Below are 11,774 nucleotides of genomic sequence, written 5' to 3'. Positions count from 1 at the left end.
GTCCGTAACTTCTTAGTGTCTCTTAGAAAAAGGATAAAATGTGCCCAGGCATAAATTTAAGCGCTCCTCATTAATCGGTTGATATTCATGAGGTAGCGAATCTATTTTATTCAAGCCTATACTGTGACTGAATAACCCTTTAAAGTCTGCATTTTCTCTCTTTCGAACCTCATTTTATTTAACAGCCCAGATCCCTGAAGCCTTCAAATCTCTATATTTAAATAATTTTTAAACAGGCATATATCACAGGATGTCCAGATATTACTGGGGTTATTATGGCTAGTGGAGTTGGTGAGAAATTCGTGGTTTCGCCAGAGTACATTGTTGAAGAAATTCTCGGTTTGTATCGAGATATAAGAAATCTGCCTGATGAAGAAATCCTTTACGGGACCTCGAACCGAAACACCGAACTTTTTCGGAAACTGGAGTCTCTGATTAACCTGGAAATTGAAGACAGTGTTGCATGGGAAATCCTGAAGAAAAAAGAACTGGAGCCGGCATTTACTGAGATTAACAGGTTCAGGAACCTCTACACCGTGAAACTTGAAACCGAGCACGCAAACGAAATCCTTGTGAGTAACTCACCCGGGGCTGCCCTGGGAAACTTTCCCTTTTATGGGAATTATCTCAAACTGGTCCGCACGGAATATGAGGGCCTCGGGCTTTCCCCGGGAGACAGGGTTTTCTTTCTCGGAAGCGGCCCGCTTCCTCTGACCCTGATCGTCTTTTTCAGGCGGTACGGGATAAAAAGCGTTGGGATCGAACAGGACCCCACCCGAGCAGACCTGTCAAGAAAAGTACTCGAAAAACTTGGGCTTTCCGAAGCTATCACAATAATTAACGGAAATCATTTCTCGCTGAATGGAAAAGATTTGAGCTTAAGTCAGGAGATGGAGATAAAAGCCCTGATGATAGCCGCCCAGGCCGAACCCAAGAAAGAGATTTTCGAGCATCTTCTGGAGGTCATGCCTGCAGGAAGCAGAATCTCCTGCAGGATCTACGAAAAAGGGCTCCGTAAGTTGCTAAACGGGAACTGCCTTTTTGACCTTCCTGAGGGTTTTGAGGAGAAGGCAAGAGTATACCCCGAACCTCCGGTCTACAATACCGTCGTGCTACTTGAGAAAAAAAGATAAAAGCTTTACAGCCTTCGCTTTTTACACATTCAAGTTTTCTTTGTATTATTTTCTGAACTTTTATAGCAAAACATGTACCAAAAATAAAACCTGATTTTTATTTTTATCCGCTCGTTTTTCAATAATATTCTGAAGGCAATAACGTTTGTTTTTTTCTTTAGCTAATATCTCCGATTATATATTTTAAATCATACTACAGGAATGTTTTTATTAATACAGTCCATATATAATGCACAAATTTCGCAAAAGTATCTTGTGGAATTTTTTGCCGGGGATGATGGTTGGTGGCGTCTTTACTCAACGGTTTGCGTCATCTGATTTTTCCGGGATAAACCAGAATAACAAGGGGGATTTGTTTGACAAAAATAAAGCTATGGACACTTTTACTGGTTCTGCTCCTGACAGTTCTTGTTGGGTCAGCTTCTGCAGAATTAAATGGCGAGGAACAGCTTGGGAAAAAAATATTTTTTGACAGGATTTCGGATCCTGACAGCATGTCCTGTGCCGACTGTCATTCTCCGCAATACGGATTTACCGGACCTATCGCCGGTATTAACATCAAAGGTTCCGTATATCGCGGTGCTGTGCCTCAGCGTTTTGGAAACCGTAAACCGCCAAGTGCTGCGTATGCCACTTTGAGCCCGATTTTCCATTATGATGAGGATGAAGGACTATTCGTAGGAGGGAATTTCTGGGACGGAAGAGCCACAGGTGAAATGCTTGGAAATCCCGCCGCAGACCAGGCTATGGGTCCGTTTCTGAATCCGGTGGAACAGAACAATCCAAATAAGGAAGCTGTCCTGAAACAGATAGCCACATCGAAATATGCCGGGCTCTGGGAAAGTGTCTGGAGTGAACCTATAAGCTATGCGACCCCAGAAGAGATAGATATGAATTATAATAGGACTGCTCTGGCTATTGCAGCTTATGAGAATTCAAGTGAGGTAAACCAGTTTTCCTCCAAATATGACGCCTATCAGGATGGTATCGTCGAGTTAACGGAGGAAGAAGAATGGGGCCTTGAGCTGTTTAACGGTAAAGCCATGTGTAGTGCGTGTCATCCAAGTGAATCCGGTCCCTATAGTGATCACCCGTTATTCACGGATTTCACCTACGATAACCTGGGTATTCCCAAGAACCCGGATAATCCTTTCTACGATATGGATACGGTCTACCTTGATGACGGCTCTCCGATCAACCCTGATGGAGAGAACTGGGTTGACCCGGGGCTCGGAGGTTTCCTGGCAACAACAGGTTGGGCGGACCTTGCCGATGAGAATAAGGGCAAACATAAAGTCCCAACACTGAGGAATGTAAACCAGCAGCCTGGGAATGCTTTCCCCAAAGCATACGGGCATAACGGATACTTCAAGAGCCTGGAAGACATTGTCCACTTCTATAATACGAGGGATGTGGAGAACTGGCCAGAGCCTGAAGTTCCAGAAAATGTAAATACTGACGAAATGGGCGACCTGGGCCTGAACGAGTCGGAAGAGAAGGCAATTGTAGCTTTCCTGAAAACTCTCTCGGACGGCTACTACATCCCTGAATAACCCGAATCTTGTGCGTGCTTATCATAATGCATGCACTTAATTTTTTTGGGATTCTGTTTTTTGGGATTCTGTTTTTTGGGATTCTGTTTTTTGGGATTCTGTTTTTTGGGATTCTGTTTTTTGGGATTCTGTTTTTTGGGATTCTGTTTTTTGGGATTCTGTTTTTTGGGATTCTGTTTTTTGGGATTCTGTTTTTTGGGATTCTGTTTTTTTGGGATTCTGTTTTTTGGGATTCTGTTTTTTGGGATTCTGTTTTTTGGGATTCTGTTTGATGGAAAAAAAGTGCTGGACGGAAATTTTACCCTTCCAGCTTTCCTGTGTTCTACTTATTTCTTTTTTTGCCTGCACCTGAAATATTCCTGGATTTCTCTTCTGAAATCCGAAGATTGAAGGTGCTAGATTATTTTTATGTTGCCTTGTATTGTTCCATTACTTTCCGGTGCAGACCCTGACTATATAAGTTTTTGAGTTTATACCGTATTTATTGGCTGCTCTTAGTTTAACGGTGTAATTTCCTGCTTTTTTGTATACGTGCAGTGGGTTCTGCTTTGTTGAATATGTTCCATCTCCAAAGTCCCAGTACCATTTAGTTGCATATTTCGAACGGTCTGTGAATTGCACCGTGTAGATTACCTTGCTGTTGAAGTTTGCAACAGGACGTGGTTTTATTACCGGGAGAGGACACATGCATTTCCCAACAGGAACAGGAGTGCTTCCCACAGGCACCGTGGCTATTACAATGTTTGTAATTGTGTTAATTATTGTGACAGTATTGCTGATAACATTCGTCACATACACGTATGTTCCCACGACTTCAATTCCAGCAGGGTATTTGCCAACATCAACTGTGGCTACAACAGTGTTTGTAGCTACGTTAATTACGGAGACAGTATTGCTGATAACGTTCGTCACATACACATGTGTTCCATCAGGGTGCACTGCAATTCCAGCAGGATACTGACCAACATCAACTGTGGCTGCAACAGTGTTCGTAGCTGCATTAATCACAGAAACAGTGTTGCTGTTAATATTTGTCACATACACGTATGTTCCAGCCGGGTTCACTGCAATTCCGGAAGGATACTTTCCAACACCAACTGTGGCTGCAACAGTGTTCGTAGCTGCATTAATCACAGAGACAGTGTTACTGTTAATATTTGTCACATACACGTATGTTCCAGCCGGGTGCACTGCAATTCCAGCAGGATACTGACCAACATCAACTGTGGCTGCAACAGTGTTCGTAGCTGCATTAATCACAGAAACAGTGTTGCTGTTAATATTTGTCACATACACGTAAGTCCCAGCCGGGTTCACTGCAATTCCGGAAGGATACTCGCCAACATCGACTGTGGCTTTAACATCGTTTGTAGTTGCATCAATTACAGAGACCGTGTTGTTGTTTACATTCGTCACATACACGTTTGTTCCTGCAGGATTTACCGCAACTCCTCCAGCATCGGGACCTACATTCACCCTAGTTGTAGTGTTTGTGGATTCATTAAGTATAGAGACCTCGTTGCTGGTTCCGATTGTTCCCGGTACAAGGGTAATTGGTATAGTCTCGTTAGTTTCTGGTTCTGTTATGTTAATTTCCGGTAGGGTTAAATTAGCTTCGAGTTCTGTCAAGTTAGCTTCGAGTTCTGTCATGTTAGTTTCAGGTTCCGTTGTTTCTGGTTCCGTTACGTTAATTTCAGGCTCCGTTGTTTCTGGTTCCGTCAAGTTAATTTCTGGTTCTGTTACGTTAATTTCAGGTTCCGTTGTTTCTGGTTCCGTTACGTTAATTTCTGGTTCCGTTATGTTAATTTCTGGTTCTGTTACGTTAATTTCAGGTTCCGTTGTTTCTGGTTCCGTTACGTTAATTTCTGGTTCCGTTATGTTAATTTCTGGTTCCGTCGTTTCGGGTTCTGTTACGTTAATTTCAGGTTCCGTTGTTTCGGGTCCTGTTAAGTTATCTTCCGATTCTGTTGCGTTTTCACCTGGTGTTTCCCCGTTAACTGCGCTTACTGCTACGGTTGTTGCTGAGATTACAAAAATTAATGTGAAAACACAAAGTATCTTTTGTGTTATGCCAGATGTTTGTTCTCCCATTGTATACCCCCAGACTCTTGATCAATTTGATACAATTCAGATCTGGTTCTTGATCCATCCCTTCGACAGAGTCGCTGCGTAAATATTATTTTACCAATCAATCATCTGAATAATTTCTAAAAAAGATATTATTGGCAAAATTTTGTATTCATTTTGTATGGTCAGCGAAAGTGATTTCAAATTGTATCAGTAAAATATTATTATTTGAACAAATATAATATTTGTAGAAATATAAATACGAATTCTATAATAAAAAAAGTCTTGAATTATATAGCCAGACTCCTGTAGATATATCTGAAGTAAAAGTATACTTCACAGATTCTCCTGCTTTACGCAAAAGGAAACTAAATATTACATATCGATTCAATCAAACAGGAGGTTGAAAGTTCACATCGACTTTAGTAAAACATATTCGACAAATCAACAAATGTATTCTACAACTGCATATATTTCATGGAAACCGGGCTTTTTCTCACCGGGAATCTTATCTTTTCCTTAACTTTGATACTTATTTCCATTAACATTGATACTTACAATGCATTTTTTGAATTAGACAAAAAGAACTGCTCCAGAAATCTGGAGCTTCAAATGAATTATGGAAACAGGAATTATACTACAGAAGAATTCTTTTTTTCTTTGATTGGAATTTGGACCTCTGTCATCAGCTCTTCTTCCGGGACTTCGGCAGGGTCATTAAAGTATAATTCCCTGCTTGGTAGAATTGTTTCCAGATTATTTTCCTCCGTATAGGAGAAGATCCTGTTGTATGCTAGTTCAACTCCAGGGTACGGGCCCCGATAGACAACGGAAACAGCTCTCATAGCCAGCAATGTCTTTATTTCCATTTTCGGATCTTCCACCAGGACCCTGCCTGAAACCGGAAGGGCAATCTCGATATCTGCGCCTGTTTCTTTGTATTCCTCATCGTGACAGATGAACATTATCGGGCCTGTAGTTTTTACACGGTTCCTCTGGTTTTCAGGGCTGCTGACGCATGCACAGATTTCACCGATTAGCTTTCCTATAGTTGCCACAAAGTCCCCTTTTTCACGCTTGCTTAACACTCGTAGTTCGGGAATCTCTTTGATAACGGGTTCTGTAACTGACATTTTGAATATCTCCGTAACTTTTCCACTATGTTTGCAGGCGCCCTGCAAAATGCCCTCGATTTTCTGCAGCTGCTCGACTTTCAGCCGGACCTCATCAAGCCTTTTCCTGAAACAGGTCTCAATAAACTCAGGATCTTCTTTGCTTTCTGCGTCCAGAAGCATGGAAATTTCCTCAAGGGAGAATCCCAGGAAAGTAAAGGTCTTGATCTTCATTCCCTGCTCGATCTGGGAAACTGTATAGTAACGGTAACCTGTAAAGGAATCTTTTATTTCCGGAACGAGCAGCCCTTTCCTATCATAGAGCCTGAGCGCTTTCCGGGAGAGGCGGGTCATGAAGGAAAATTTACCAATTGGGATCTGATCGACTGACATCTTGCTCAACCAGTTAATTGCCCTGAAATTAGATAAACTGCCTCACTTTTCCCCGGGGTAAAGTTTGGTTTTATGAGGAAAATGTATTTTATTGGATATTGCAAGAAAGACATCATCTGAAATTCAGGGTATATTGCCGCTATTTTTAGGGGAACAGGGCAAATATCAGGTTATTAGGAGGAATAGAAGTTATGAGAAACACAAAAAATTCGAAATTTATCGGAGCTTGTGTTTATGGAGATCCTGCTCACAGCTTCCGGTTCTATTTCCCGATTTTACTTTTGCAACAACAGAGTTATCGTTTTCAGGAGATTCTTTGCGGCTCCGATCAGCGTCATCACCAGTACAAATCCAAGACCTGATTTTATAGCAAGCAGTGTACCGGAATTTAAGGCGGGATTGAAAGGAAAAACCATTAGAACAGCATATAACAGGACAGCTGAAGCAATACCGAGTGCTGTTTCTATGCCAAAGGGTATCCATTTGATCTTAATTACTAGATAGAGCAGGTTCGCGATAATTGTCAAAATGATAAGCAGGTTAAGGTATGGAAGAATTTCAGCAAATTCCGGTGAAAGCAATGGCACGATTTCAGAGGGCTTATCTCCTGAGATATTTACAACCACACGCACACTTGTCCAGAATAAATTTACCAGAACTAAAAATATCAGGTTCATGCCAATGATGATCGCAACTCTTAGAGCGTGTCTTAAAATTATTCTCCTTCTCTTTAATTCTTGATATTAGCGATTCTTTTAATCATTATTCTGATCATAGCCGCATATATCAATGCTTGACTTGATTCTGTTAATCCTTCGTAGTCTTTACTTAACCTTCGATATCTACCTAGCCATCCAAACGTCCGCTCTACTATCCATCTATGTGGAAGTACTTGAAATTCTTTGATATTATCTCTACGCTTAACTATTTCTAGTACCCATCCACATGTTATCTTGACCCACTCAATCAGTTTACCTGAATAACCAGCGTCAGCCCAAATAAGCTGTAATCGAGGGAATGCTCCATTAACTTGTTCCAGAACAAGTCTAGCACCATCTCGATCCTGGATATCTGCTGTATGAACCACAACCATCAACAGTAACCCTATTGTATCTACCAGAATGTGACGCTTTCTCCCTTTCACTTTCTTGCCAGCATCATACCCACGGACTCCTGGAGTTTCTGTGGTTTTAACAGATTGGCTATCTAAAATTGCAGCACTTGGCTCTGGTTCTCTACCATATGCAATTCTCAGTTCTATTCTCAGAACAGTATTGATATGTTCCCAAATTCCATAAATACGCCAAAGACGAAAGTAATGGTAAACAGTTTTCCAGGGTGGAAATTCGTGAGGTAGCATTCGCCAAGCACAACCAGAACGTAACAAATAGAAGATAGCATTCAATATTTCTCGATAAGAATGAACACGTTTTCTACCTCGATTTGTTTTGAGATCAGGAAAATAAGGATTAATTATTTTCCATTCTCTGTTGGATAAATCACTGGGATAAGGAAGCCTTATAGATCGTTTTGACATCGAAGAAAAACCAAGAGAAAAGGATTATTTAATTTTAAGACAGCCTCTTAGAGGCGATGAAGGCTGCTGGAGGCTGGCATTAATTTCCTTAAACTTTCCCCCATACCTCACCTTCAGCCTGGCCTCATAAAGATATATTACAAGAAAAATGAGTGCTAGCACACTGATAGCCATTATCATTGCAGGAAAGACCGTAACAAAAACATTCCCCATCAGAAGGCCAACTTCCGGCACCAGTATGAGCAGGATAATGGTTGCCATCACAAGTGCGAAAACTAGTGCTATAAGCACTTTTACTGCTTCTGTTAAACTTCCGGACCATTTTCTATTTTCAGCAGCAAGAGTTTCAATCTTCCTGGGGCCATTTGATCTTTGCTCGTCTCTCAAGTTATTCCTCTGTTCAGTACACATACCCCCTGCTTCATAAGGATGTTCACTCTTTAGAAGAACTAAGAAGATTCAACTTTAGTTCAAAATTTCATTAAGTCGATGCCAGGAAAAAAGAGTGAAATTGAAGAAGATTCCGAAAAACCCCGAATTTTTATTGATCGGTTACATGCTATTTACATGGACCGATCTACGGGATTTTCGAAATTTCCAATTCTATTTTTATTAGATTTAATCAAGACAGGATCCGTCTCTAAGGCGATCCTGGTTTTGATCCTGGTCCCGGTCACAGTCGCCGATACAGCTGGAAACCGCGCTGGATTGACAGGATCCGTCTCTAAGGCGGTCCCTGGTCTGGTCACAGTCGCCAGTGCAGCTGGAAACCACGTTGGATTGACAGGATCCGTCTCTAAGGCGATCCTGGTTTTGATTCTGGTCCGGGTCCTTGATCTGGTCCCTGTCCCTGAGCTGATCCGCTGCAGAGGCTCCTGTTGCGAGCAGAGCTAACAGCATCAAGAAAATAAAACCGGATGCTACAATCTTTTTAGTTGGCTTTCTCTTAAGATCCATATATTTTCCTCCTCATTTTTTACTTTGATACGAGAATACTCGTAATCAAAAAAGTATAGAGTGTGTAAAAATATAAAGATTCTTATAATAAAGATCCAAAAAAAGGTGAGTAAAAAAAGTTTAAAGCTTGATCATACTTTAATTTCTGCCATAAAACGTTATAACACTCTAAATTCAAAATTAACGTAGATCGTGTTATATATTCTCCAGATCCGATAGGGGTGTCATCTACCATTGCAGAGCTGCTATTTTTGAATAAAAAGCATTGATCTGGCTAGAAATCCCAAATCTGCTTCCGAAAACCAGAATTAACGATCTTGAGTCGTTTTTAGTCTCCTCAGGGCATCTGTTCAAGTCTGGGTCTGCCATCTTCAATCACTACGTAGGTAAGGCTGTCAATCATGTCCCCGCAGTCAAAGAGTTTACCATCATCTCCTACAGGCTCATGGGTATGCCCCATAATCAGATAATCCAGCCTTTCTTTGTTGATGAATTCTCTTGCTTTCTCATGGATCTTCTCAATGCGCTGGCGATAATTTTTGTCCTCAATTTTCAATTCAAAAGGAGATTTAATTAATTTTTGATACAGGTAAGGGAACCGGTCCACCAACCAGCCGTACAGCCAGTGCCCGAACATCTGCTGTAAATCAAATCGCCAGCCATGACAATAATAGATGTTGTTTGAAACAAAACTATCAGTAACCCGTACGGGGATTTTTACTTTTTTCCACAACTTATAATCATGGTTTCCCCAGACGATCGTGGTGGGAACAAACTCTGCTACCGAAAGTAACGCTTCATAAGTGCTTTTCATAGGTTCCGTGCTTTCGATAGTTTCAATGGGACAGCGCCACAAATCCAGGACATCCCCGCAGAGGATAAGTTCGTCTGCGTTTGCTTTCACCAGCTCAAAAAACTCCTTTATTTTCGAGTAGTTTGCATCTTCGTAACCGATGTGAAGATCAGATGCACAGTAGACTTTCATTTAAATTCCCCATTGCTTTCAATCTAAAGATTTGCCTTCCATTGCTAAACATAAGGATAGAGGAAAAAATAAGGATCAAGGAAAGGAGAAGTAAGGATACGGGAGAAAAATTTTGAAGGAAAAAATGCCCCTTCATGGCAGTACAATGCCTTCATTTCCTCCCGTGCACTAATATTCCTTTAAAACTCCTTTTCCGGTGAGATCACCTTTGGGTCATTTTTGGGGTCACTTTTGGGGTCACTTTCGAGGTCACTTTCGAGGTCACCTTTGGGTCACTTTTGGGGTCACTTTTCCTGTGTGTGCTCCGAAATCCAGTCCCCTATCACTTCTAAAGCAGTCGGGGAGATTGTTTCTTCAATATCCGCGTACTCGGAAGGAGACCCGGTCTGAGCGGTCTGGAATAAATGATTGAGCCCTGGCAACTCCTTTACCGTGTAATCTTTATTGCCTCCTGCTTTAAGAGCTTCCTCGATTGCCTGCAGGTTTTCTTCAGGCGGTACCTGGAGGTCTTTTTCGCCGTTTATTGCAAGTACCGGACATGTCACCTGCATTAAGGTCGGGCCTGGGTCATATGTCAGGAAAAAGCGCATCCAGGGAGAGATCAGGGTCTGGACCGAAGCGTTAACCCAGGTGTCAGAAGAAGCCTCAGAGTAGCCGGAATTCTGTTTTTCTTCTTCACTCATGTTTGCCGCTTCATCCATTATAAGCTTCCGAAGTTTTTCTGCGGCAATGGTATCATCCTGTTCCTCTTTTACCACAGAGTACATGCTTTTCATAAGAGCAATATTCAGGGTTATTGTTTCATTGTCTACCCCTTCTGCCCTGGAAATAAGGTCATTCTGGAGGTACAGAATCTCTTCTCCGGGAATGCCCGTACCTGCCATAAGCACTATGAATGCAACATCAGGTGACTCCACAGCCACTATAGGGGCAATCAAGCCTCCTTCACTGTGCCCTATAAGCCCGATCCGGGAAGGGTCTATTTCTTCGCGGCTTTTCAGGTAATCAATCCCTGCAAGCACATCCCCTGCAAAATCTTCGGTAGTGGCCCGCGAGAAGCTTCCGGTTGACCCTCCAACACCCCGGTCATCAACCCGGAGGACGGCAATGCCCCGGCGGGTCAGATAATCCGAAAGCACAAGGAACGGGCGGTGTCCCATAATCTCTTCGTCCCGGTTCTGGGCACCTGAACCCGTTATGAGAATTACTGCCGGAAACGGTCCCTCCGACCTGGGAAGAGTTAAAGTCCCTGCCAGCGTTACTCCTGCCGCTGTATTTTCATAAACGACTTCTTCCTCATCGTATGGATAGGGTTTAACAGGGTCCTGTTCTCTGCGAGTTTCAGGTTTTTCCTCAATACGGTCAAGCACAAGAGGAAGGGTTAATCCGGCCTGCTTCCATTCTCCTTCGAGAGTTTTTCCGTCCTCTTTAAGTGTCCCTTCAAAAACTCCCCCAACAGATTTCGCTCCCAAGCGCAGATTTCCATCCTTATAAGTAACTGTCTCTACAGGGATGCCACTAACTCCCTGGTCAAGGCTGTCCATAGTAGCATTAACAGAACCATCAGGCATGCTGGAAATATTAAACAAAAGTCTTAATTCGAGTCCTCCCTGAACCTCCAGACTTCCCATCCAGAGGCCTTCAACGTCTTCGATGTTTCCGATTTCCCCTCCAGATATGTTATCCTGCTGTGAATTCTCGGATTGTGAGAGACAGCCCGGGACAGTTACGGTCACAAGCAATAAGACTGCAAAGGTTACAATTTTACGATCCATTAAAAATTCCTTGAGATTCACTATAAGTCCCCATCTGTTTGTTTTTTACACCTATCTTTTGAAGAAACGCGATTTAACCCATCTGTGGCAAGAGCTGAGTCATCCTTTTTCAGGATGTCCAATTTTTACCTTCTTATTACTTTAATTCCTTTTTATCTGCTTTCTTACTTGATAAATTGAAACTATTTGTTTTTAAAAATCTTCCAGTTTCTTACTTTCGTAACTATTATAAATATCACTTTATGTTCCTGAATATATCTTA

Annotated in this window: 11 protein-coding genes; 2 read left to right on the top strand and 9 right to left on the bottom strand. The window is 42.0% G+C overall.

All coding sequences use genetic code 11. The annotated features are described in order from the left end of the window. The first annotated feature begins 275 nt into the window (after window positions 1-275). Both ACSAZL_RS08120 and ACSAZL_RS08115 read left to right on the top strand, forming a co-directional pair. Window positions 276-1,133 (top strand): nicotianamine synthase family protein, encoded by an 858-nt coding sequence (locus ACSAZL_RS08120; RefSeq protein ID WP_440948184.1) that lies wholly within the window; start codon window positions 276-278, stop codon window positions 1,131-1,133. Between the two features lie 356 nt (window positions 1,134-1,489). Then, on the top strand, window positions 1,490-2,686 hold the full coding sequence (locus ACSAZL_RS08115) for a cytochrome-c peroxidase (protein ID WP_440948183.1): 1,197 nt from the start codon (window positions 1,490-1,492) through the stop codon (window positions 2,684-2,686). 36 nt (window positions 2,687-2,722) lie between these two features. Here ACSAZL_RS08115 and ACSAZL_RS08110 read toward each other — a convergent pair whose 3' ends face one another. The 9 genes from ACSAZL_RS08110 to ACSAZL_RS08070 form a co-directional block, all read right to left on the bottom strand. Beyond that, window positions 2,723-3,034 (bottom strand): hypothetical protein, encoded by a 312-nt coding sequence (locus ACSAZL_RS08110; RefSeq protein ID WP_440948182.1) that lies wholly within the window; start codon window positions 3,032-3,034, stop codon window positions 2,723-2,725. 81 nt (window positions 3,035-3,115) lie between these two features. Further along, window positions 3,116-4,777 carry a beta-propeller fold lactonase family protein gene (locus tag ACSAZL_RS08105; protein WP_440948181.1) on the bottom strand — a complete coding sequence of 554 codons (1,662 nt, stop codon included), beginning with the start codon at window positions 4,775-4,777 and terminating at the stop codon, window positions 3,116-3,118. A gap of 608 nt (window positions 4,778-5,385) precedes the next feature. Further along, window positions 5,386-6,258 (bottom strand): MerR family transcriptional regulator, encoded by an 873-nt coding sequence (locus tag ACSAZL_RS08100; protein ID WP_440948180.1) that lies wholly within the window; start codon window positions 6,256-6,258, stop codon window positions 5,386-5,388. Window positions 6,259-6,533: 275 nt separating this feature from the next. Continuing rightward, window positions 6,534-6,884: a hypothetical protein gene (locus tag ACSAZL_RS08095; RefSeq protein WP_440948179.1), complete on the bottom strand. Its 351-nt coding sequence runs from the start codon at window positions 6,882-6,884 to the stop codon at window positions 6,534-6,536. 104 nt (window positions 6,885-6,988) lie between these two features. Next, window positions 6,989-7,795 (bottom strand): IS5 family transposase, encoded by an 807-nt coding sequence (locus ACSAZL_RS08090; RefSeq protein WP_440945022.1) that lies wholly within the window; start codon window positions 7,793-7,795, stop codon window positions 6,989-6,991. 24 nt (window positions 7,796-7,819) lie between these two features. Beyond that, entirely contained in the window at window positions 7,820-8,206 is a 387-nt protein-coding gene (locus tag ACSAZL_RS08085) for a hypothetical protein (protein ID WP_440948178.1), read from the bottom strand. Window positions 8,207-8,413: 207 nt separating this feature from the next. Next, window positions 8,414-8,752: a hypothetical protein gene (locus ACSAZL_RS08080; protein ID WP_440948177.1), complete on the bottom strand. Its 339-nt coding sequence runs from the start codon at window positions 8,750-8,752 to the stop codon at window positions 8,414-8,416. 337 nt (window positions 8,753-9,089) lie between these two features. Further along, window positions 9,090-9,737 (bottom strand): metallophosphoesterase, encoded by a 648-nt coding sequence (locus tag ACSAZL_RS08075; RefSeq protein ID WP_440948176.1) that lies wholly within the window; start codon window positions 9,735-9,737, stop codon window positions 9,090-9,092. A 284-nt stretch (window positions 9,738-10,021) separates the two neighbouring features. After that, complete coding sequence (locus ACSAZL_RS08070; RefSeq protein WP_440948175.1) at window positions 10,022-11,512, bottom strand: alpha/beta hydrolase family protein; 1,491 nt, start codon at window positions 11,510-11,512, stop codon at window positions 10,022-10,024. Window positions 11,513-11,774: the final 262 nt, after the last annotated feature.

Source organism: Methanosarcina mangrovi (assembly GCF_052057765.1).
In the GTDB taxonomy this organism is placed as follows: Archaea; Halobacteriota; Methanosarcinia; order Methanosarcinales; family Methanosarcinaceae; genus Methanosarcina.
This window is presented reverse-complemented; position numbering and strand designations above follow the sequence as displayed.

What these genes read in the sequence shown, in the direction of transcription:
- ACSAZL_RS08120 (WP_440948184.1), top strand. Translation starts at nt 276, where the DNA reads ATGGCTAGTGGAGTTGGTGAGAAATTCGTGGTTTCGCCAGAGTACATT.
- ACSAZL_RS08105 (WP_440948181.1), bottom strand. Translation starts at nt 4,777, where the DNA reads ATGGGAGAACAAACATCTGGCATAACACAAAAGATACTTTGTGTTTTC.
- ACSAZL_RS08100 (WP_440948180.1), bottom strand. Translation starts at nt 6,258, where the DNA reads ATGTCAGTCGATCAGATCCCAATTGGTAAATTTTCCTTCATGACCCGC.
- ACSAZL_RS08090 (WP_440945022.1), bottom strand. Translation starts at nt 7,795, where the DNA reads ATGTCAAAACGATCTATAAGGCTTCCTTATCCCAGTGATTTATCCAAC.
- ACSAZL_RS08085 (WP_440948178.1), bottom strand. Translation starts at nt 8,206, where the DNA reads ATGTGTACTGAACAGAGGAATAACTTGAGAGACGAGCAAAGATCAAAT.
- ACSAZL_RS08080 (WP_440948177.1), bottom strand. Translation starts at nt 8,752, where the DNA reads ATGGATCTTAAGAGAAAGCCAACTAAAAAGATTGTAGCATCCGGTTTT.
- ACSAZL_RS08075 (WP_440948176.1), bottom strand. Translation starts at nt 9,737, where the DNA reads ATGAAAGTCTACTGTGCATCTGATCTTCACATCGGTTACGAAGATGCA.
- ACSAZL_RS08070 (WP_440948175.1), bottom strand. Translation starts at nt 11,512, where the DNA reads ATGGATCGTAAAATTGTAACCTTTGCAGTCTTATTGCTTGTGACCGTA.